The sequence below is a fragment of the Neobacillus notoginsengisoli genome (assembly GCF_003515685.1).
GTDB classification, from domain to species: domain Bacteria; phylum Bacillota; class Bacilli; order Bacillales; family Cytobacillaceae; genus Bacillus_D; species Bacillus_D notoginsengisoli.
This window is the reverse complement of record NZ_QWEG01000009.1, coordinates 58531-78518: the sequence shown is the minus strand read 5'-3', so window position 1 is coordinate 78518 and position 19988 is coordinate 58531. Positions and strand designations below refer to the sequence as shown.

General features: G+C 44.0%; 25 protein-coding genes. 11 read left to right on the top strand and 14 right to left on the bottom strand.

All coding sequences use genetic code 11. From position 1 onward, the window contains the following. Nucleotides 1-122: 122 nt before the first annotated feature. Nucleotides 123-323, bottom strand: a complete 201-nt coding sequence (locus tag D1B31_RS14660) for a cold-shock protein (RefSeq protein WP_118921673.1) — start codon at nt 321-323, stop codon at nt 123-125. Between the two features lie 116 nt (nt 324-439). Continuing rightward, complete coding sequence (locus D1B31_RS14655) at nt 440-976, bottom strand: acyltransferase family protein (protein ID WP_240035276.1); 537 nt, start codon at nt 974-976, stop codon at nt 440-442. Nucleotides 977-1144: 168 nt separating this feature from the next. Here D1B31_RS14655 and D1B31_RS14650 point away from each other — a divergent pair, with 168 nt between their 5' ends. Continuing rightward, a complete protein-coding gene (locus tag D1B31_RS14650) occupies nt 1145-1411 on the top strand; it encodes a phage holin family protein (RefSeq protein WP_118921669.1) in 267 nt (88 codons plus the stop codon). 32 nt (nt 1412-1443) lie between these two features. On the opposite strand, the gene D1B31_RS24310 is transcribed toward D1B31_RS14650, so the two are convergent. The 6 genes from D1B31_RS24310 to D1B31_RS14625 form a co-directional block, all read right to left on the bottom strand. Continuing rightward, nucleotides 1444-1602, bottom strand: a complete 159-nt coding sequence (locus D1B31_RS24310) for a hypothetical protein (protein WP_158587556.1) — start codon at nt 1600-1602, stop codon at nt 1444-1446. Between the two features lie 79 nt (nt 1603-1681). Further along, on the bottom strand, nt 1682-2239 hold the full coding sequence (locus tag D1B31_RS14645; protein WP_118921667.1) for a 4Fe-4S dicluster domain-containing protein: 558 nt from the start codon (nt 2237-2239) through the stop codon (nt 1682-1684). Continuing rightward, nucleotides 2236-2496 (bottom strand): chaperone NapD, encoded by a 261-nt coding sequence (locus D1B31_RS14640; protein WP_118921665.1) that lies wholly within the window; start codon nt 2494-2496, stop codon nt 2236-2238. Before D1B31_RS14640 ends, D1B31_RS14645 begins: the two co-directional genes overlap by 4 nt. 44 nt (nt 2497-2540) lie before the next feature. After that, the gene (locus tag D1B31_RS14635; protein WP_118921663.1) at nt 2541-2942 is read right to left on the bottom strand and encodes a nitrate reductase cytochrome c-type subunit; all 402 of its coding nucleotides are present in this window, start codon (nt 2940-2942) and stop codon (nt 2541-2543) included. A gap of 12 nt (nt 2943-2954) precedes the next feature. Next, a complete protein-coding gene (napA, locus tag D1B31_RS14630; RefSeq protein ID WP_118921661.1) occupies nt 2955-5492 on the bottom strand; it encodes a nitrate reductase catalytic subunit NapA in 2538 nt (845 codons plus the stop codon). A gap of 265 nt (nt 5493-5757) precedes the next feature. After that, a complete protein-coding gene (locus tag D1B31_RS14625) occupies nt 5758-6618 on the bottom strand; it encodes an STAS domain-containing protein (RefSeq protein WP_118921659.1) in 861 nt (286 codons plus the stop codon). Nucleotides 6619-6917: 299 nt separating this feature from the next. On the opposite strand from D1B31_RS14625, the gene qoxA reads away from it, so the two are divergent. From qoxA to D1B31_RS14595, 5 genes are all read left to right on the top strand, one after another. Then, nucleotides 6918-7925 carry a cytochrome aa3 quinol oxidase subunit II gene (qoxA, locus tag D1B31_RS14620; protein WP_118921657.1) on the top strand — a complete coding sequence of 336 codons (1008 nt, stop codon included), beginning with the start codon at nt 6918-6920 and terminating at the stop codon, nt 7923-7925. Further along, nucleotides 7915-9891 carry a cytochrome aa3 quinol oxidase subunit I gene (gene qoxB, locus D1B31_RS14615; RefSeq protein ID WP_118921655.1) on the top strand — a complete coding sequence of 659 codons (1977 nt, stop codon included), beginning with the start codon at nt 7915-7917 and terminating at the stop codon, nt 9889-9891. The genes qoxA and qoxB overlap by 11 nt, the downstream gene beginning before the upstream one ends. Next, the gene (gene qoxC / locus D1B31_RS14610) at nt 9881-10486 is read left to right on the top strand and encodes a cytochrome aa3 quinol oxidase subunit III (protein WP_118921652.1); all 606 of its coding nucleotides are present in this window, start codon (nt 9881-9883) and stop codon (nt 10484-10486) included. Before qoxB ends, qoxC begins: the two co-directional genes overlap by 11 nt. Beyond that, nucleotides 10487-10786 carry a cytochrome aa3 quinol oxidase subunit IV gene (gene qoxD, locus D1B31_RS14605; RefSeq protein ID WP_118921650.1) on the top strand — a complete coding sequence of 100 codons (300 nt, stop codon included), beginning with the start codon at nt 10487-10489 and terminating at the stop codon, nt 10784-10786. A gap of 497 nt (nt 10787-11283) precedes the next feature. Then, nucleotides 11284-11640, top strand: a complete 357-nt coding sequence (locus tag D1B31_RS14595; RefSeq protein ID WP_118921646.1) for a hypothetical protein — start codon at nt 11284-11286, stop codon at nt 11638-11640. 94 nt (nt 11641-11734) lie between these two features. Here D1B31_RS14595 and D1B31_RS14590 read toward each other — a convergent pair whose 3' ends face one another. From D1B31_RS14590 to D1B31_RS14570, 5 genes are all read right to left on the bottom strand, one after another. Beyond that, nucleotides 11735-11905, bottom strand: coding sequence for a hypothetical protein (locus tag D1B31_RS14590; RefSeq protein ID WP_158587555.1), 171 nt, complete (start codon nt 11903-11905; stop codon nt 11735-11737). Nucleotides 11906-11942: 37 nt separating this feature from the next. Beyond that, complete coding sequence (locus tag D1B31_RS14585; RefSeq protein ID WP_118921642.1) at nt 11943-12398, bottom strand: hypothetical protein; 456 nt, start codon at nt 12396-12398, stop codon at nt 11943-11945. Between the two features lie 67 nt (nt 12399-12465). Next, nucleotides 12466-12816: a hypothetical protein gene (locus D1B31_RS14580; protein ID WP_118921640.1), complete on the bottom strand. Its 351-nt coding sequence runs from the start codon at nt 12814-12816 to the stop codon at nt 12466-12468. Next, the gene (locus tag D1B31_RS14575) at nt 12791-13057 is read right to left on the bottom strand and encodes a hypothetical protein (protein WP_158587554.1); all 267 of its coding nucleotides are present in this window, start codon (nt 13055-13057) and stop codon (nt 12791-12793) included. Before D1B31_RS14575 ends, D1B31_RS14580 begins: the two co-directional genes overlap by 26 nt. Before the next feature lie 63 nt (nt 13058-13120). After that, nucleotides 13121-13516 carry a hypothetical protein gene (locus tag D1B31_RS14570; protein WP_118921636.1) on the bottom strand — a complete coding sequence of 132 codons (396 nt, stop codon included), beginning with the start codon at nt 13514-13516 and terminating at the stop codon, nt 13121-13123. A gap of 347 nt (nt 13517-13863) precedes the next feature. Here D1B31_RS14570 and D1B31_RS14565 point away from each other — a divergent pair, with 347 nt between their 5' ends. Then, complete coding sequence (locus D1B31_RS14565; RefSeq protein WP_118921634.1) at nt 13864-14424, top strand: tyrosine-type recombinase/integrase; 561 nt, start codon at nt 13864-13866, stop codon at nt 14422-14424. Nucleotides 14425-14465: 41 nt separating this feature from the next. Here D1B31_RS14565 and D1B31_RS14560 read toward each other — a convergent pair whose 3' ends face one another. Then, nucleotides 14466-15155, bottom strand: coding sequence for a universal stress protein (locus D1B31_RS14560; protein WP_118921632.1), 690 nt, complete (start codon nt 15153-15155; stop codon nt 14466-14468). Between the two features lie 179 nt (nt 15156-15334). Between D1B31_RS14560 and D1B31_RS14555 the strand changes: the two genes are divergently transcribed. The 4 genes from D1B31_RS14555 to D1B31_RS14540 are packed head-to-tail and all read left to right on the top strand — an operon-like array spanning nt 15335 to nt 19988. Beyond that, entirely contained in the window at nt 15335-17749 is a 2415-nt protein-coding gene (locus D1B31_RS14555; protein ID WP_118921630.1) for a Na+/H+ antiporter subunit A, read from the top strand. Next, nucleotides 17733-18158, top strand: coding sequence for a Na(+)/H(+) antiporter subunit B (locus D1B31_RS14550; protein ID WP_118921628.1), 426 nt, complete (start codon nt 17733-17735; stop codon nt 18156-18158). The genes D1B31_RS14555 and D1B31_RS14550 overlap by 17 nt, the downstream gene beginning before the upstream one ends. 2 nt (nt 18159-18160) lie before the next feature. Next, nucleotides 18161-18499, top strand: a complete 339-nt coding sequence (locus tag D1B31_RS14545; RefSeq protein ID WP_118921626.1) for a Na(+)/H(+) antiporter subunit C — start codon at nt 18161-18163, stop codon at nt 18497-18499. Continuing rightward, nucleotides 18492-19988 carry a Na+/H+ antiporter subunit D gene (locus D1B31_RS14540; RefSeq protein ID WP_118921624.1) on the top strand — a complete coding sequence of 499 codons (1497 nt, stop codon included), beginning with the start codon at nt 18492-18494 and terminating at the stop codon, nt 19986-19988. The genes D1B31_RS14545 and D1B31_RS14540 overlap by 8 nt, the downstream gene beginning before the upstream one ends.

Here is a 19988-nt window from a genome sequence, read left to right as displayed (position 1 = left end):
TTTTTACTCAGCAAGGGATAGTCATAATCCGTGTTGGCAAATAGGGTCCCAATCTTAGGTAAGTTCTTCAAAAATAAAAAAACAGCCAGGCGTGTGCCTGGCTGTTCCATATTGGTCGGCTATTATTGTTTTGTTACGTTCGCTGCCTGAGGACCGCGTGCACCCTCCACGATTTCGAAAGTTACTTCTTCGCCTTCTTCAAGAGATTTGAAGCCTTCGGATTGAATGGCAGAGAAATGGACAAATACATCGTTTCCGTCCTCTGTTTCGATGAAACCAAAGCCTTTTTCTGCGTTAAACCATTTTACTTTACCGTTTGTCATGTAAAACAAATCCTCCTATTGGCATTCTTAGCCTTGTGTAAATTAGCCATTACGATTGATAAAGCTAGTTCAGCATAAAGCTTTAACGGATGTTAGAAGCTTTTTAAACTAACTCATTAACGGCTGCATAAAGAATACCATAATCGGGGGTTACTGTAAAGTTTTAGGCGATTGTCCCATTTAAGAAAACTTAACAGCAGCAAAACAAATAAATACCATAAATGCAGTCCAAAAAAAGCAAAATTCCCTTTACCGCCAATTTCAAGATAAGGGCCATTTAAATAACCCTCTAAAAACTCCAAAAAACTGCCGGTAAACTGCCCGTGGCTGATCCACTCCAAATACACCTGGGGAGGAGTGAGAATGATAACTCCAAAGAGAAGCGGAATCCCCAGCCTGGACAACCGTTCCCTTACATAATGTTTTTTTGTTCTCTTCTGAAGTGAGATTGAAGCAGTCATGCCCGAAATGATAAAAAATAGAGGCATAATCCAAATTCCGATCGGCAATGAACTTACGACGATCATTTGTGAATCGGTTTCGCTATTTTTTACATGCCAGGGCCAAGGATTAAAAAACATTAATATATGATACAAAAATACTGCAAACGTCGCGAGCACCCGCTGCCAATCCAAATCATATTTCCTTGCCAAATACATTCCCCCGTGTTTGTCCGATTTCCATAATCTGATTCCTTCCCTATTTATTCCCTTTTATATTACACCGCTGACTGATTTTGAAAATAATCTTTATTGGCGAGGGGGAATGGTACAAACCTTTTTCCCATTTCTCCATATAGTATTTTGAATGGAGGTGGAAAAATGGGTGATTTTCTGCAATTTTTAAATGAAAATTATTATTTCCTGGTACCCGTTCTTTGGATTATTGGGTACGCCTTAAAACAAACGCCACACATTCCTGATTGGTCTATTATTTGGGTCTTATTTGCAATTTCACTTTTTCTGGCATGCTTTGCGTTTGGTCTGAACGTCCAGGCGATTACAAATGGGATTGTTGCTACTGGCGTGGCGGTTTTTGGACAGCAGGCTGTGAAACAGACTTTAGAGGCCGTAAATTTAAGAAAATAATAAAAGCGATGCATGACGCATCGCTTTTACCTTTACCGATTTTTATTAGCCGGGTCATTCGCCTTCTGTCCTTCATAATGCTCGATTGAAAATTCCTCATCTGCTTTACCCTTGCCCAATAGCTTGGACGTTCTAATTGTTTTTGGAGAAAGATTATTATTTGGAGCTCCTTGTTCATCCCATTTGACCATTATGCCACCACTTTCGGGTTTTATCCTTAGTATGCCGGAATGACAAGGGAACATGTAATTCGAAAAAGGAACAAACATGTCAAGAAAGCAGTTCTACCAAGATAGCTTTTTGATCAGATATGCAATGCTTAACACATAGCCCGCAGCCGTCGCACCCGCTAGTAATCAATGGTTTACCGTTTTCAACCCGGATTGCCTCTCCTTTTCGGGGGCAGGCCTGAACACAGTAATCACAAATAACGCCTTTATATACGAGACAATTTAATTCAATGATTCTTGCCTTGCCTATTGCCTTCTCTAAAGAAAGGGAGGTCTTACTTAATGCGTCAACCTTACAGGCATCGATGCATTTTCCGCAAAATGTGCATGGTGAAAGATTTGGGTCGAGATAAGGCGTATGGGCGAGTTTTGCACCGCTCGATACCGTAAATAAGGAAATGGACTGCTCTGGACATACATCCCTGCAAACACCGCATCTCGTACAGAATGTAAGAAAGGACAGCTCATCCCCGGCGCCGGGCGGCCTGAAATAGTCACGCTCCTGTTCTATTTCTGGCAAAAGCACATTCCCTAAAAACCCGACTGCCGCCTCAAGGTTCAATGTTAAAAATTTGCGCCTATTTACTTGGCCGTTCATTTTTTGTCCGCCTCTTTGTAGAAAGGCTCCTCTTCAAAATTACTAAACACTAGGCAAGTTCCCAAAACACCGTCAATTTTCTTGAAGGAATCGGAAATTCGGTAGCTTTCATCGATTGTTTCAGTTTCGATTGTGAGAACAATCTTTTTGTCGTCTTCGACATGGTGTACTTCGACACCCTTCAGCTTATTGATTGCGATAGCGGCCGACATTGCCATCCCTTCAATTGTATCGATATAGAGGCCTGATATGACCATTAGCTATGCCCCCTTCCCATTCATACCTTAGTCGAACCTGCCTCTTAACTCTCACGGTTGAAGGCGGGTTTTTTATCATTTTGTGTAACATGGCATTGGATGCAATTATCCCTGAAAATAGTCCCTTTCTGGTCACTATCAATATAATGGTTCTCGGGTGGCGTTGGTGCGCCTGTCCCAGACTTCCCGTGGCATGCAAGGCAGCTTTCATGATGAAGCTCTGGATTCCACCTGTTTACATGGTCTGAAGGCTGAGTCGGAGGCGGACTGATCAGCTGCATCGTCGCGGCATCCGGCCTTTCTTTTTCATCTAGCTGGACAAGTGCTGACACCTGGCTTTTCGGCACCTGGGCGGTTTCCCTCACTTCTGAAAGTTTTGTCACGCCAATCGCAGTTAAGAGGACGACAAAAAACAAACCGAGGTAAGCCAATTCATGCAATTTCATTGTTCTTTCCCCCTATGCCTTTACGACCTTGACGGCGCATTTTTTATAATCTGGCTGTTTTGAAATCGGGCAGTAACAGTCAAGTGTGACGAGATTAATCAGCGTTTCTTCAGCAAAAAACGGAACATAAATCAGGCCTTTTGGCGGGTTGCCCCTTCCATTCAAAACGGCCTTCACTTCAACTTCCCCCCGTCTTGAGACAACCTTTACCTTATCGCCTTCTGAAATGCCAAGGGTTGATGCATCGTCAGGATGGATTTCGCATAAAGCTTCCGGTACTGCCCTATGCAATTCGGGGACCCTCCTAGTCATGCTGCCACTGTGCCAATGTTCGAGGACCCTTCCTGTACAAAGCCAGAATGGATATTCCTCATCCGGTATTTCGGCAGCATCTTCGAATGGCCTGAAAATGACCGATGGACGGTGCTCCGCAGATTTATAAAAATCAATCTGATCGACCGTTCCCTTTTTGCCAAAATCCTCGATTCCCACCTGATCGAACCCATCTTCCTGTTTACCGTCCGCATATCGCCAGTTGGTTTCAATCCATTGACCGTTCATGTTCCTAACCGGCCAGCACATGCTCTTTTTCACGTATTCTTCGTATGGCGCCATTTGCTTTGCCTTTACTTTCAGCTTTTTGCCAAGCTCCTGAACTTCTGGGTTCGTGTGCTCATGAGGATTCGTGAACTGCCGGTATTCCTCCCAAAGAATTTTATTTACCTCGCGCTGGTCTTCGAGCATATCATTTTTTGCTTTATCCCAAACCATTCCGAACAGAACATCGAAGGCAGGCTTGCTGCCAATCTTCTTTCCTTCGAGGACTCTTTTTGCAACTTGCACGATGGCCCAAAGATCCCATTTTGCTACTCCTGGGGCATCAATGCACTTTTCAAAAACGCTCGTTCTTCGCTCCGCATTTCCAAACTGGCCTTCACGTTCAACCCACATGGCAGCAGGCAGAACGACGTCGGCTAGCTCAGTCGACTTCGTCGGATAAACCTCTGAAACGACGATGAAACCGTCCAGAACGCCCTTTCCGTCCGCATCTTGGCCGCGGAACCTATTCAGCTTTGGCATTGTCTGGCCCCAGTTATTGGACATGCTCCAGAGGAATTTGACATTTCCTTTGCCAAGCTCCCTGAACATTTTCACTGTATGATAACCCGGCTTTTCAATCGGATCCAAATACCCTTTTGGCAGGTTCCAGATCAGCTCGGCATACTGCCTGTGTTCAGGATTTTTCACAACTAAATCGGATGGCAGGCGATGTGAAAAGACACCGACTTCCCTAGCAGTTCCGCAAGCACTCGGCTGCCCAGTGAGTGAGAATGGTCCGCTTCCAGGCTTTGAGATTTTCCCTGTAAGAAGATGAAGATTGTAAATCAAATTGTTCATCCATGTTCCTCTCGTGTGCTGGTTTACACCCATCGTCCAGAGAGAAACGATTTTTTTGCCAGGGTCGGCAAATTCCAATGCTAAGGCTTCAATATCCGCTCCAGGGACTCCTGAAATCTTGGAAGCATACTCAAATGTGTACGGTTCAAGCCTTTCTTTGTACTCTTCAAAAGGGATAGTCCAGTCTTTATCAGCCGATGCGCCGGGTTCGGTTGCATCGTAATCGTCCTTAAATGAGTGGCCGAGATTTTCTGTCCCTGCTTTGAATTGTACATGCGCTTCCACAAACTTTTTATCATACTTTTCATTTTGAATTAGATAGTTTGCAATTGCATTGGCGATTGCAAGATCAGTCTGCGGCCGAAAAACAAGTGTTTTGTCAGCTGTTTCCGAAGTCCGGGATTTCCTTGTCGTCAAATCATAATGCTTTGTTCCCGGCGCGCTCAGTTTTCTCGCCGTCAGCCTTGAGTAGAGAACAGGATGCATTTCCGCCATATTCGCTCCCCAAGTGACAAACACATCCGTTTCATCCAGATCCCGAAACGAACCCATCGGCTCATCCGATTGGAATGTGGACATGAATCCGGTCACCGCGCTTGCCATGCAAAGCCTTGCGTTCGGATCGATATTGTTGTTTAAAAGACCCGCTTTCCAAAATTTGACGCTAGCATACCCCTCCATAATACTCTGCTGGCCGGAGCCCCAGAATGCGATTGATTTTGGGTCTGCTTGATAAGCCTCAAGAAGCTTCATTGAAATTAAGTCGAGTGCTTCTTCCCAGGAAGCTTCCCTAAATCCATCCATTGTCCCTTTTTTGGACTTATCTTCCCGGATCAGCGGTTTGGTCAATCTGTCTTCCCCGAATAAAATCTTTCCTATATAATAGCCCTTTACACAGTTTAATCCTTTGTTCGATCCGTTTTCGGGATCTCCTTTTGTCGCAATAACTTTTCCGTCTTTTACGCCAACAAGAATTCCGCAGCCTGTCCCGCAAAAACGGCATACCGTCTTTTTCCATTCATCGGGTTCGATTGAAGCTGCCTGGACATCGTTTATTGCAGCAGGTTTTCCTTCTTTTTGTTTGCAGCCTGCCGCTGCCATGGCCAGTGAAATGGCTGAGGCCTTTAACAAAGTTCTCCTTTTCAACTCCATGCTGTTTCCCCCTATCCTCTGAATTCTTACTTCCTTTTATCGTAAGTTGCTCGAGTCTTCATATCAAATTACATTGAAACAAGTTAACAAAATGTTCACAAACATTTGACAATTTATCTTTTTCTACTAAAAAGACTTTTAACAACTTGGCTGTAGGAATAACAAAAAAAGAGCACCCCGAATTCGATTCAGAATGCTCTTATCTATATGATGGATTGATTTTTTAGAAGTTTAACAATTGTAGATTGCTTAGGAAGACTAATCTTTACAGATGCTTTTTGTTTTTCCGGTCTAGCTCTTCAAATGCTTGTTGAAGATTTGTTTTAATATTGACATTTGCAAAATTAATCCCCATTTTGATCACTGTCTGGGCAATTTCGGGTCTGATTCCGGTCAAGACTGATTGGACACCGAGCAATTCGAGGGAGGAAATGACTTTAAACAACTGGTCTGCTACCATTGTATCGACAATCATGACACCTGAGAGATCAATTATTAATGTATTCAGCTTTAGTTTTACAGCGGCATCGAGCGCTTCTTCCATAATGAGCTGAGCCCGCTCAGTATCGACATTTCCGATCAACGGCAGGATCGCGATTCCATTTGTAAGCGGCACGACTGGAACCGATAATTCAAGGAATGCATTTTTCGAAGCTTCCATTGTATTTCTATAATAATGGACATACGTAAGGCTAAAGCAATATACAGCATGGTCCAACAGCGGGTCTATCTTTCTGGCAACCTCGAACACTGTTTTTACAGACATATCATGGCGAAGGACTTCCTCTTCCAGGACCTCATAAATAAAACTTCTGTAATAACTTGTGTCTTTCAGAGCTTCATCAAGTGGAATTCCCATACTGTATGTAAATTCTCCAGTTTCTTTCGCCCATTTTTCAATTTTTTCATATGCCTCTTCTTTGCTAACCCCATCAAGTAATGCTTCACCAAACATCGAAACAAAGCCCGCGCGGACTTCTATGATTTCTTTTTCATTAATCATAGACAGCAGTAATTGCTTTTGTTCTTCAGTTGCATCTGAAATTCTGATTTCATGTACCTTTTTGGCAATTTCATTTTTCCGTTCGAGTATTTTCTCTCCAAGCATATTTAACTCTCGTCCCATAAAAGCCTCCACTGTCATTTTCTTTTCATGTTACATCCCTTTTAAAAGTTTCACAAATTATTCGATTTTTTCCAGCAAAATACAAGTGGTTACAATAGGTAAAAATAGCAATATTTTAATTCACATTTTGTTCAAAATTACCATTATTCTATTGCTTTATTTACATGTTAAAATAGCTTATAAGTTATTTATTGTGACTTTTATCACACTTATCGTGTCCTGATTGGCATACCGAAAATAGCGACCGAGGTTGATTGTGATTAGTTGAACAAACTGGTTTATTGAAAGGAGCAAAGAGAATGAACAGAACGAAAGGGCTCTCCGTTTTATTGCTTTTTATTTTTTCCGCCCTTCTTTTATCCGGCTGTGAGAACAACCTTTTAGTATTCGATCCACAGGGACCGGTTGCAAGAGAAATCATGGGATTAATTAACTATTCTATCGTCTTGATGCTTCTTGTTACGGGTGTAGTCTTCGCGCTTTTCATCTATATTGTCTGGAAATACCGCGAAAAGAAAGAAAATATGGACTACGAACCGCCTGAAGAGCACGGAAGCACGCTACTTGAAGTGATTTGGACGATCATTCCGATTGTTATTATCGTAGCTCTAACCATTCCTACGGTTAAAACCATTTATGCGACTGAAAAAGTGCCTAAAGGATATGAGGACCAGAAGCCATTAGTCATTCATGTGACATCCGCTGATTGGAAATGGATATTCAGTTATCCGGAGCAGGGCATTGAGACAATCAATTATGTCAATATTCCGGAGGATAGGCCAATCGACTTTAAATTGACTTCCGCTGGAACTATGCAAAGCTTTTGGATTCCACAGCTTGCGGGCCAGAAATACACGATGGCACATGCTGAAACTCAGCTTTACATGGTCGCTGACAATCCTGGCTCTTATGTTGGCAAAAACACCAACTTCAACGGACGCGGCTTTGCCGAAATGGAGTTCGAAACATTAGTCCAAACGAAGGAAGATTTCGACAAGTGGGTCAAAGAAGTGAAAGAGACTGCGCCACAGATGACCGAAAAAGAGTACGAAAAGAAACTTGAACCATCTCATCTTGGACGTGAGACGTTCTCTAACACTCATTTGGAATGGGTTGACCATTCCGACCACAATTCGAAAAACTATCTGAATCCCGAAATGTATGACCGAGGCCACGGCTGGCCCGGGAAGATTTTCGAAGACAAAAATAACTATAAAAACAGATTAAAAGATTCTGATGGCGGGAGCCGCCATCATTCCGGTTCTTCAACCGAGGATTCACACGGAGGTGAGCATCATGGGAATTAAATGGGATGAATTTTTCGTCACTGGGGATCCTTTGATTTTTGCTTCTCAAATCGCAATCCTTCTTACTTCAATTGGGATTGTCGCAGGTATTACCTATTTCAAAAAGTGGAAATGGCTATGGACGAATTGGCTGACAACGGTTGACCATAAAAAGATCGGGATTATGTATATTCTTGTCGGCGTCCTCATGTTTTTCCGCGGCGGTGTTGATGGCTTGATGATGAAAGCCCAGACGGCTGTTCCGGAAAATGGGTTTTTGAACGCGCAGCACTATAACGAAGTCTTTACAACGCATGGGGTCATTATGATTCTATTCGTTGCCATGCCCCTTCTGATTGGGCTGATGAACTTCGCCGTCCCGCTTCAGATTGGCGCACGTGACGTCGCTTTCCCTCAGCTGAATGCACTTAGCTTCTGGCTGACATTCAGCGGGGCGATGCTATTTAACCTGTCGTTCGTCATTGGTGGTTCTCCTGATGCTGGCTGGACCTCCTACTTCCCTCTTGCGGGAAAGGAATTCAGCCCAGGAATTGGGAACAATTTTTACGCAGTTGCCCTGCAAATCGCCGGGGCCGGTACACTGATGACCGGTATCAACTTTGTCGTCACCATCCTTAAGATGCGGACGAAAGGGATGACACTGTTGAGAATGCCTATGTTTTCTTGGACCACCTTCATTACGTCAATCATTATTACCGCAAGCTTCCCGATTTTTACGGTTGCTCTTGCGTTGATGACGTTTGACAGGGTCTTTGGCACACACTTCTTTACAGTTTCCGGCGGCGGGATTGACATGCTGTGGGCCAATCTGTTTTGGCTTTGGGGGCATCCTGAAGTTTACATTGTCGTCCTTCCTGCTTTTGGGATGCTGTCAGACATCATTTCGACTTTTGCGAGAAAAACACTTTATGGATACAAGTCGATGGTCCTTTCGATTGTATTGATTTCCGGATTGAGTATGCTCGTTTGGGTCCATCACTTTTACACGATGGGCAACAGCGCGGCAGCCAACTCGATCTTCTCGATTACAACAATGGCGATTGCGATTCCGACCGGGGTGAAAATATTCAACTGGCTGTTCACAATGCGAAAAGGCCGGATCAAGTTTACTCCCCCTATGATGTGGTCGCTCGCATTCGTGCCAACGTTCGTCATTGGCGGGGTAACTGGCGTCATGCTTGGAATGGCGGCAGCGGATTACCAATACCATAATACTTTGTTCCTTGTGGCACACTTCCACTACGTTTTAATTCCTGGGGTCGTGTACCCAATCTTTGCAGGCATGTACTTCTGGTGGCCGAAAATGTTCGGTTTCATGCTGAATGAACGAATCGGCAAATGGCATTTCTGGCTGTTTAACATTGGTTTCAATTTAACTTTCATGCCGATGTTCTTCCTTGGCCTTGACGGTGCTGTCCGCCGCGCCTATACGTATTCAGCTGAAACAGGCTTCGGCCCGCTGATGCTTCTGTCAGCAATTGGATCTGTTATCCTGGCTGCTGGCTTTGCAGCATTATGTTATAACATCTACTACAGTTCTCGCCATGCAGATAGAAATGTTGGAAACGATCCATGGGATGCAAGGACGCTTGAATGGGCGACTGCAACCCCTGTTCAGCACTACAATTTTGCCAGCATACCAGAGGTTAAGTCACTCGATGCGTTTTGGCATATGAAGAGAAATAATGAAATAAAACCATTAGATGATTCTGAGATTGAAGAAATCCACATGCCAAGCAATACCTGGATTCCAATCTATATGGGAGTTGTATTCGGACTTGCCGGATTCCTGCTTGTCTTCGAATGGACAATCGCTGCGGGTGTGGCCGCGATTGGCATTTTTGCCGGGCTCGCTTTCCGATCCTTCGATTACAACGATGGCTTCCATGTTCACAAGGACGAAATTGCAGAAACTGAACGCAAGTGGAGACGAAAAAGCAAAGGAGTGAAGAGCCATGTCAGCTAATGTGCATACGACAGTTCCTCTGGAATTGCAGACCGAGCAAAACAAAATGAACATCCTTGGATTTTGGATTTTCCTTGGTGCTGAAATTGTCCTCTTCGCCACCCTTTTCAGTGTTTATGGTGTGTTGGGCCACCGCTATGCGGGTGGTCCGACCCAGCAGGACATTTTTGTCGTCAGGGACGTCCTGATCCAAACCTTCCTTTTGTTGGCCAGCAGTTTCACGATGGGGCTTTCGATTTATGAAATGCGCAGGAGTAATATGAAAGGAATGATTATCTGGTTCCTCCTGACTCTCCTTCTCGGAGCAGGATTTATGTTCATGGAAATCCGTGAATTCACCCATTATGTTCATGAAGGAGCGACGTGGCAGACAAGTGCGTTCCTTTCAAGCTTTTTCGTCTTGCTTGGCACACACGGCCTTCACGTATCAATCGGGATTGGCTGGGCGCTTCTGTTAATTGTCCAACTGCTGAAGCGAGGTTTGACACCTATTACGGCACGTAAAGCCTTCATTTTTGGTTTGTATTGGCACTTTCTTGACGTTGTCTGGATTTTCATTTTTACATTTGTTTATTTAGCAGGGTTGGTGAATTAAATGAATCAACATGCAAAACGCTTTCCTATTAGCCATGTCTTTGGATTTTTTCTGTCACTTATTCTAACGTTTGGAGCCGCATGGGTTGCATTGATGACTTCTCTTCCGCCTAAGATCATTATGTGGTTTATTGGATCTCTTGCCTTCATTCAGGCCTCGATTCAATTGCTATTGTTTATGCATATGAGGGAAGGAGAAAACAAGACTGTCAATTCCATCAATATGCTCTATGCCTTTTTCCTGGCTTTTGTTATTGTGGCAGGCTCCATCTGGGTGCTGACCTCTGGCCACTCCCATTAATTGTTTGTTTCAATATGAAAGCAGGTTTCCAAAACGGAGGCCTGCTTTTTTCATCTTCCTTTAAATAATATATGGCGGGTTTTGCTACCTTCTGCCCCCCCTGATTAATCTTAACTGGGGAACGCTTCCTTCTTTCCTAAAGAGAGAATACAAACCAAAATTAAAAAGAGCCAGAAAAAAGGATAAAACCATTTGTTGATATTCGTGTTGAACTAAAAGAACTGCAAAACTAACCATGCAATAAACCCCAAGCGCCAAATAGAAAAACTTAAGAATTTTACCCATCCCCCAACCTCCATCTACCTTTTACCACTATATTAACAGAATTAACAGTAAATTGTCACAAAAAGTTCACAAATCATCTGACTTTTTTCCAAATCTTGAAAGTCACCAATCTGACATAATATGTTCCTTTTTGAAACTTTTTCCTCGCATAAGGGAGGATTTTGTAAATATAAGTAGAATCCTATATAGGTATTAAAAAAGGAGGTTAAAGAATGAAGAAAAAGTTGTTAGCAGTTTTATTCAGCGGTGCTTTGGCATTTGGAGTGTTTGGTGTTCCTGGAAATGCAGTACAGGCAGCGGAAGAGCCTTGTGATTGCCATACATGGGTTCCTATATCCGGAGCTGACAGAAATGTAAAAGTTGCAGGATTATTAAGCAGCCAAAATTTCAAAGTTGTAAAAGCGGATCTTTGGGCAAAGGGATATAGCTGGAATGGAGCCCATTCTATCGAAGTTATTAATCCTTTTCCCGCGTTGGTTATGGTCGGCGTTCCTTTCGTGAATGCTGCTGGTGGAATTGAATATCATGTATTTATTAATGGAGAATATGCAGGAGTTCCCCAAGAATAAAAAATCAAGGAGCAGCCAATTGCTGCTCCTTTTTTATTTTCTCGCAAAATTTATTGATTGAACTAGTATATTAAGAAGCTGATACTCCCACGGGCTATACCCGTGGGGTTCTGAATCCATTGCCTTCTTCCTTGCCGGCAGCCACAGTACGTATCTTGATACGCTCGGCATCTAGGGCCAGGACACTGGGACAATTTCCTTCAGGACTTTCACGGCCAAAGCAGCCCTTGCTGCCATTAGCGGCCGTATCTTTTCGCTTTCGCAAGCCCGGTGGCATCACACCGCCTATGAGGGGATTTTCTTTACAGTTTAATCCCGGAATTGAAGATCCTTCTTTTCTCTTTTTTGACTGAGTTGATTTCCTGGTCGTGGAGGCTCTTGAATAGTGGAAAGGTCTTCAAGCATGTATCCCTTTTTGCTTTTGTTGTTCCTAAAGAATTTGCGTTCATTAACAAAAAGGCGGAGTACAGGTCCCTTTGGACCCTTGTCTCATCATCAATCACATGCCATCGTTCTGACAGTGGTTTCTTCGTGAAGTCGTTCCGGACATGGCAGTACTGGCTTGCTTTGAAGGTTTGTGTATTCACTCTTTTGAAACTCCCGCCAAGGCTCTTCACCTTCTGTTCAAGTATGCTGACAAACATAGCGGGTGCCCTGTGGCCAATGGTCTTGCCGAACCGTTTCTTCCTGGCAACTTTACCGGTTTTTTCGGAGACCTTTGTTTCCTTTGCCCTTTTTTGCAGGGCTTTGAAGTTCATGGTTTCAATGAAGTATGCATCCCGGAGCGGAAGCAGGGCATTCGCAAGTAACCGGTGTGAGAGTTTCCTAATGGCGGCCTGCTTGCGGTTCAGTTCCCTTACCCTCGCACGTTGTTTTCGATAGCGGTTTTGATAACTGCCAGCCTTTTCTTCCTTTTTTCACCGTGCCGTTTTCGTGATAGTTGCCGGGGTTTATCGCACGTTTGGCACGGTCCATCCTTCTCTGGGCCAGTCTGATTTCTTTCGCTAGGTCTTTCACCTCTTCTGCCAGGTTGAAGAGGGCCACTTTTTTAAGGGAGGAAACAGCGAGGGTCGCCGTCCCGATATCAAGCCCTACTTTCCCTCTCCCGAGCTTCCTGCCTCTTGACGGGGGGGAGCCTGCGATAACCAGGTCAGCAAAAAAAACGTACGTTTCCACGGGTCATTTTCCTTACAATCCGGACGTATTTGACATGATAAAAATCGTTGATGGTTTGGGTTTCCCCTTTTTTCTTGATGGTATAGGTGAATGGGGTTTTCTTTTCGAGATGTGAGAGGATTTCGGATACATAGTAATCATTCCCCTTCCATTTCAACGGGGTGGACATATCGTTATAGACGAGATGCTGGTTGATATACCGCCAGCCTGTAGTGTTTGTTTTTCCTTCGAAGCTTACCATTTCCCCTTTTTGGAGGAACATGACTTTCCTTGCCTTCCCGAACAGTTTCTTCCTGAAGGCAAGCTAGGCGCGGGAAGCAGTTTTTTGGGAGACGGCCGCGTTTACCCTGTCCCCGAAATGCTTACGATTGCTCTTTATCCAAGCATGGGAGGCATATTCGGTCAGCTGATATTGATCCCTTAAGCCCTTGAGCTTTTCCCGTACGCATTTCAGCTCATTTTGCAGGAAGGGGTTTTCCTCGTCACGTGCCAGCTTCCTATTGATTCCCTTCAGCTGCCGGATCCATCTTTTATATTCCTTCTGCCGTTTCATCTGGTTTTCCAGCTTCAGATAGTTGCCAAGGACGGTGTTGTAGATAACACGGAGGATTTCCAATTCTTTGTCGGCAGCGGAAAACAAGCGGTGGTGGCTGTCGAGCTCCAAGGTGAGAACAAAGCAGGGTGAGCGTGGAATGGCCATTTCAAACATTCCCTAAACAAACGTATGTTCCTACTTTGATTATACTATAGCTGAAGCAAAGAGACAAGAAATAGCATGTTGGATGAAAATAGATCATGACGCCTTATCCTGGCTTCTGGATGCTTGTTGTCCCGAAAAGCTGTGGATTCCAAATTCCCTTACTCGGCCTCACTCCCATCCCACCCCTGAAGGAGTGGGCTTTCCTGTTCGGAGAGTCTGTAAATAAAATCAACAACTATCCCCTGCTTTTCCCCAAGAAAAAAATCTTCGTTTCGGTGAGTTTATCGTTTTGTTATGTTACATAAATTGTGATAATATTACGTTATGTAACATTGGGAGGTATACGTGTGGAGTACGTGGACCCTATTAAGGACCTCGATCAAATCGAGGCCATGAAGAAAGAATTAAGAGGACATTCACAGCGAGATGTATTGCTTTTTGTATTGGGGATTAATACTGGAATTAGGGTTTGCGACTTACTTTCCCTAAAGGTTAAAGATGTGCGGGACGGGGAATCTTTTAAGGAATTCTTATTTATTCAGGACGATGGCGAGAAGCCAAAAGCGTTTTATCTAAATAGCAGTATTCAGACTGAACTCAGGATCTATTTCGTGCGGCATCAGCTTGAAGAGAACGATTATTTGTTCAAGTCCAAAAAGAATGAACTTCCGATTACCCGTCAGCAAGCCTATCGAATTATCAATCAAGCTGCAAAAAAGGTCGGAGTCTCCGGAAAAATCGGGACGCATACACTTAGAAAAACGTTCGGTTACCATGCTTATCGCAAAGGTATCGCGATTTCTATCTTAATGGCGGTCTTTAACCACCATAGTCCAAAAGAGACACTAAAATATATTGGAATCGAAACGGATGAGGATCCATTTTTACGTGTGGATGTAAATTTATAAATAAAAGACCTCCGCTTTTTTAGCGGAGGCCCAATCCTTATCTATTCATCATCTTCTTCCGGAATATCCAATTCCATTTCAACGTTTTCAAGAACCTCAACAGAATCGTCTATGACTTGGACATGAAGCATCTGCTGATCTTTCATAAACTTGAAAACGCCTGTGTTGAAATCCGTTCCCTGTTCCTTAAAGAAGATTCCTTCAAATAATACGTCCTTTGTATGCTTAAAAATCATCCTGTAGTTTTCATCGTCTTTGACAAGGTATGCGCGTACACCCTTTTCATAGTGACCTTCTGCTTCCTTTAAATAACGTGGAACCGAGATGATATGCAAATCGACAAATGGAATCTCCCTCAACAATGAGTTAATGATCGATCCTTTTGCAATTTGCTCCCATCTGCTTTGCGCTGTCTGGCCCAGGATAATTTGTGTAACCTGCTTTTCCCTGGCCACCTGAGCGATCACCTTTGAAATCGGCCTTTTTTCATTATCTTTTAAGATAAACGAAACGGTGTCATGGGCTTCGGCTATTTTATTCCACTTGGCAATATAGTGAGATTTTTCTGCATCCATTTCACTGAACGGCTTTGGGTCTACGGTTAAAATGTAAAGCGGACAGTCCAGCATACTCGCAATTTTGCAGCCACGCTGAATCAGCCGTTCACCATTTGGGCCGTAATAGACACAGACGAGGATGCTTTCGTCCATGCGTCCCTTGATTTTTTCCATTTTGATGTCACCTCTGTATAGATGTGAAGTACTTAACAAATATTGAATAGAGAATGGCTCTGCTTGACTATATCTTAAGCCATAATGCTAGTCAATCCCATTGGCTCCCAAATCTCTTACATACGGGCAGAAAAAACTAGACTCCACTGCCACATATATATATAAAGGAGGCGGTTAAATTGCATACCTTGCACTTCATGATTATGATTCCTTTTTTATTCGCCATTTTTGTACCTGTATTGTATAAATATTTTGCTCCACGGGTACATACTGGATGGTTTGTTTTACTCGTCCCAATCACGATCTTCCTATATCTGCTCCGTTTTATGCCACGCATCTCTCAAGGTGAGGACCTCTTACGTTCTGTTCCCTGGATGCCATCGTTTGGTATTAACTATAGCCTTTATATGGATGGGCTCGGCCTTATTTTCGGTTTACTGATTACAGGCATTGGTGCCCTTGTCATCCTGTACTCCATTTATTATATGTCCAAGCACAGGGAAGCGCTCCACAATTTCTATGTCTACATGCTTTTGTTCATGGGCGCGATGCTCGGGGTCGTCTTCTCTGACAATCTCCTTCTTCTTTATGTGTTTTGGGAGTTGACAAGCATATCTTCCTTCTTACTTATTGCCTATTGGTATCAGCGTGAACGCTCACGTTATGGAGCGCAAAAATCTATGTTGATTACAATTTTTGGCGGGCTTGCCATGTTAGCTGGCTTTATTATGCTCTCGATGATCACCGGCACTTACAGCATTAGGGAAATAATTGCCAATACAGGGGACATCACTTCTCACTCCCTTTTCCTGCCGGCGATGATGTTAATTTTGCTTGGGGCTTTTACCAAGTCTGCCCAGTTCCCGTTCAGCATCTGGCTGCCGGGGGCAATGGAAGCTCCTACTCCGATTAGTGCCTATTTACATTCAGCCACAATGGTCAAAGCGGGCATTTATTTAGTTGCCCGCTTTACGCCCGTTTTTGGAGGAGAGGCGGAATGGTTCTGGCTCGTTTCCGGGGTTGGCCTTGCCACTTTGCTTTATGGTTCGTTGAATGCGGTTAAACAAACAGATTTAAAAGCGCTCTTGGCGTATTCAACCATTAGCCAATTAGGCCTGATTATGAGCTTATTCGGCTTGGGGTCAGCGGCTTTGTATTTTACAGGAGGAAACGAGTCCTCCGTCTATGCTGTTGCTGTATTGGCAGCCGTATTTCACTTAATCAACCATTCGACCTTTAAGGGTGCGCTTTTTATGGTGGTCGGAATTATCGACCATGAAACCGGTACGCGTGATATCCGGAAGCTGGGCGGCTTGATGCAAATCATGCCCGTCTCCTTTACGCTTGCCGTGATTGGAGCTTTTGCCATGGCCGGCCTTCCGCCATTTAATGGCTTTTTGAGCAAGGAGATGTTTTTTACAGCGATGCTGAACGCATCCAGGATGTCGATTTTCAGCATGGATACATATGGGATTCTTTTCCCGCTCCTCGCATGGGCTGCCAGTGTGTTCACTTTCATTTACTGCATGGTCCTTGTCTTTAAGACATTCAGGGGGAAATATAAGCCAGAAAGATTGGATAAAAAGCCCCATGAAGCTCCCCTCGGGATGCTGATCCCGCCAATCGTATTGGCTGCGCTTGTTATAGGCATCTTCTTTTTTCCGAACACCCTTTCTGAATACTTGCTGCAGCCAGCTGCACATGCGGTATTACCAGGGTTGCCGGAAGGTTTGTTTGCAAAAAAAATTAGTGCCTGGCACGGGGTTAATCCTGAACTACTAATGACAATCGGCGTTGTAGTAGCAGGGTATTTCCTTTATAGGTTTTTAAGAAAATGGGTCGGATTGTTGTGGAGGTATCCTCAATCCCTCACCCTGAATAATCTCTATGCGTTAGGGCTTGAGAAGGGCGAGGAAGGCTCCCGCTTCCTGACTGAGCGATATATGACGGGTTATACAAGAGATTACCTCGCCTATGCGTTTGGGATTTTCATCCTGTTCGGTGGAGGTGCGCTTCTTGTTTCAAACCGGCTTTCCATTCATTCAGCAAATAATTCGTCAATTAGCCTTTTTGAAGGTGCCATTGCCGTAGCGTTACTTGCAGCTGCTTTTACGGTCCTTTTTGCAAAATCACGCATGACAGCCGTTATCGCCCTTGGAGGATTGGGTTACCTTGTATCGGTGTTGTTTGTTATTTTCAGGGCACCAGATTTAGCATTGACGCAACTGGTCATTGAAACGGTGACAACTGCTTTGTTTCTTCTATGTTACTATCATTTGCCGAAAATTTTCAAAGGAAGCGGACGCATTCCATTTAAGCCCATAAATTTTGTCATTTCGCTTGGCGTTGGGGTTACCGTCACCCTGTTTGCCTTGTCTGCTAATGGCAACAGGCTGTTTGAGCCTATCTCAAGCTATTATAAGAACTCCTATGAGCTTGCCGGCGCGAGAAATATCGTGAATGCGATTCTTGTTGATTTCAGGGGAATGGATACGATGCTGGAAATAGCCGTTCTCACGATTGCGGCTCTTGGAGTCTTTACGCTAATAAAACTTGAAATGGACAGGGGTGGGAAGAATGAAGAAACAAAATGACGTCATTCTAAGAAGTGTGACGAGAATTGCGGTTATCATCATTCTCACCTTTGCAATTAACCTTTTCTTTTCGGGCCACCATGCACCGGGAGGCGGCTTTGTAGGCGGCCTTGCGCTTGCTTGTGCGATTACACTTCTTTTCCTGACTTTTGATATCGAATCGGTACGTGAAAACATGCCAGTTGATTTCAAGGCCATGGCCGCAACAGGCGTATTGATTGCCATTTTGACAGGTGTGGGTGGAATGATCTATGACGACGCATTTCTAACGCAGGCATTCAATTATTACAACCTCCCCCTCTTCGGCAAAACTGAGCTCGCAACGGCTATGGCTTTTGACCTTGGGGTAGCCTTGGCCGTCATTGGGACTGCCATGACCATCATTATCACAATAAGCGAGGACCGATAGGTATGGAAACTTTAATCTCAGTGCTTATAGGCATCCTCTTTACCATTGGAACCTATTTAATTTTATCAAAAAATCTATTAAGAATAATTTTAGGATCTTCGATTATCAGCCATGCTGTCAACTTGCTCATCCTTACAATGGGGGGCTTAAAGACTGGCGGTCCGCCCCTTTTAGGAATGGGCGGCACTACTTTTACAGATCCCCTGCCGCAGGCGCTTATTTTGACAGCAATTGTCATTAACTTTGGGATAACCGCCTTTTTCCTAGTCCTGAGCTATCGTGCATACAAAGTGCTTGGCACGGATGACACGAAACAAATGAGAGGTAATGAAAATGAATAATTTACTCATACTGCCCATCATTATCCCTTTAATCACAGGGATGTTCATGGTCATTATTAGAAAAAAAATAAACGTCCAGCGCGTGCTGGGAATTCTTGCGATTGCCGGGACCGGGGCAGTATCAGCAGTATTAATTTCTCAAATTAAAGCGAGTGGCATCCAGGTTCTGCACATTGGCGGATGGGAAGCTCCTTTTGGCGTCAGTTTTGCTGCAGATATGTTTTCCGCCCTGCTTCTTTTAACGAGTAGTATTGTATCCTTGTTCTGTCTCATCTACGCCTTCCGTTCCATCGGAAAAGGCCGTGAAACGCACTACTTTTACCCCTTGTTTTTATTCCTGCTCACAGGGGTTAACGGATCATTTCTAACCGGGGATCTATTCAATCTTTTTGTCTGCTTTGAGGTTATGTTGATTTCTTCCTATGTGCTTATTTCAATTGGCGGAACCCGTATACAATTGAGGGAATCTATAAAATATGTGCTTGTGAACGTTCTATCGTCATCCCTCTTTCTTGTTGCCATTGCCTATTTATATGCGACCATTGGAACATTGAATTTCGCCCACCTTTCAGTCCGTGTAGCTGAAGCGGGGCAGAACGGCCTTTTGACAGCCATTTCACTGCTGTTTTTAATCGTATTCGGTTTAAAAGCAGGATTGCTTTTATTCTTTTGGCTTCCTGGTTCGTACAGCGCCCCTCCGACAGCCATTGCAGCTATATTTGCGGCGCTTTTGACCAAGGTTGGGATTTATTCGATTATAAGAATGTTTACACTTGTGTTTTACCACGAGCCTAATGTGACGCATCTCATTATCGGTATCATGAGCGCTTTAACCATGGTTTTAGGAGCAATCGGCGCGATTGCGTATTGGAATATTAAGAAAATCATTACGTATAACGTGATTGTCGGCGTTGGATTTATTTTAGCTGGATTGGCTTCCGGCACTCCGGAAGGACTGACAGGCGCCATCTATTATCTGATTCACGACATCATTGTTAAAGCCCTTCTTTTCCTTATCGGCGGTACCATTATCGCTATTACAGGTACAGCAAACCTAAGGGACATCAGCGGTTTGATCCAGACGTATCCTTATTTAGGATGGATGTTCTTTATAGCTGCGCTGTCACTCGCAGGAATCCCGCCACTAAGCGGATTCATCGGCAAGGTCTTTATCACGGAAGGGACATTTGAAGCCGGCTACATTTGGCTTGGTGCGATTGGTCTACTAACAAGCTTAATGGTCCTGTATTCCGTTATGAAAATCTTTATGAATGGCTTTTGGGGAGAATCCTATTTATATGAAGAAAATGAAAAAGGAAAAACGAAAGGGTTACTTTTTCCCATCGCAGCTCTGACAGCTCTGACAATTGCGCTTGGGGTTGGTGCGGAAGGCATTTATGCCTTCAGTGATCTGGCCGTTGAAAGCTTAATGAATCCTTCCCTCTATATTGAGGCGGTTCTCGGTAATAACTGGGTAGGGCCGAATTGA

Excerpts from the sequence above, each read along its gene's own strand:
- D1B31_RS14540 (WP_118921624.1), top strand. The coding sequence starts at position 18,492 with ATGAATAATTTACTCATACTGCCCATCATTATCCCTTTAATCACAGGG.
- D1B31_RS24310 (WP_158587556.1), bottom strand. The coding sequence starts at position 1,602 with ATGGTCAAATGGGATGAACAAGGAGCTCCAAATAATAATCTTTCTCCA.
- D1B31_RS14545 (WP_118921626.1), top strand. The coding sequence starts at position 18,161 with ATGGAAACTTTAATCTCAGTGCTTATAGGCATCCTCTTTACCATTGGA.
- napA (WP_118921661.1), bottom strand. The coding sequence starts at position 5,492 with ATGGAGTTGAAAAGGAGAACTTTGTTAAAGGCCTCAGCCATTTCACTG.
- qoxA (WP_118921657.1), top strand. The coding sequence starts at position 6,918 with ATGAACAGAACGAAAGGGCTCTCCGTTTTATTGCTTTTTATTTTTTCC.
- D1B31_RS14635 (WP_118921663.1), bottom strand. The coding sequence starts at position 2,942 with ATGAAATTGCATGAATTGGCTTACCTCGGTTTGTTTTTTGTCGTCCTC.
- D1B31_RS14570 (WP_118921636.1), bottom strand. The coding sequence starts at position 13,516 with ATGGCCATTCCACGCTCACCCTGCTTTGTTCTCACCTTGGAGCTCGAC.
- D1B31_RS14660 (WP_118921673.1), bottom strand. The coding sequence starts at position 323 with ATGACAAACGGTAAAGTAAAATGGTTTAACGCAGAAAAAGGCTTTGGT.
- qoxD (WP_118921650.1), top strand. The coding sequence starts at position 10,487 with ATGAATCAACATGCAAAACGCTTTCCTATTAGCCATGTCTTTGGATTT.
- qoxB (WP_118921655.1), top strand. The coding sequence starts at position 7,915 with ATGGGAATTAAATGGGATGAATTTTTCGTCACTGGGGATCCTTTGATT.
- D1B31_RS14640 (WP_118921665.1), bottom strand. The coding sequence starts at position 2,496 with ATGGTCATATCAGGCCTCTATATCGATACAATTGAAGGGATGGCAATG.
- D1B31_RS14550 (WP_118921628.1), top strand. The coding sequence starts at position 17,733 with ATGAAGAAACAAAATGACGTCATTCTAAGAAGTGTGACGAGAATTGCG.
- D1B31_RS14560 (WP_118921632.1), bottom strand. The coding sequence starts at position 15,155 with ATGGAAAAAATCAAGGGACGCATGGACGAAAGCATCCTCGTCTGTGTC.
- qoxC (WP_118921652.1), top strand. The coding sequence starts at position 9,881 with ATGTCAGCTAATGTGCATACGACAGTTCCTCTGGAATTGCAGACCGAG.
- D1B31_RS14595 (WP_118921646.1), top strand. The coding sequence starts at position 11,284 with ATGAAGAAAAAGTTGTTAGCAGTTTTATTCAGCGGTGCTTTGGCATTT.
- D1B31_RS14575 (WP_158587554.1), bottom strand. The coding sequence starts at position 13,057 with ATGGTAAGCTTCGAAGGAAAAACAAACACTACAGGCTGGCGGTATATC.
- D1B31_RS14650 (WP_118921669.1), top strand. The coding sequence starts at position 1,145 with ATGGGTGATTTTCTGCAATTTTTAAATGAAAATTATTATTTCCTGGTA.
- D1B31_RS14625 (WP_118921659.1), bottom strand. The coding sequence starts at position 6,618 with ATGGGACGAGAGTTAAATATGCTTGGAGAGAAAATACTCGAACGGAAA.
- D1B31_RS14585 (WP_118921642.1), bottom strand. The coding sequence starts at position 12,398 with ATGAACTTCAAAGCCCTGCAAAAAAGGGCAAAGGAAACAAAGGTCTCC.
- D1B31_RS14645 (WP_118921667.1), bottom strand. The coding sequence starts at position 2,239 with ATGAACGGCCAAGTAAATAGGCGCAAATTTTTAACATTGAACCTTGAG.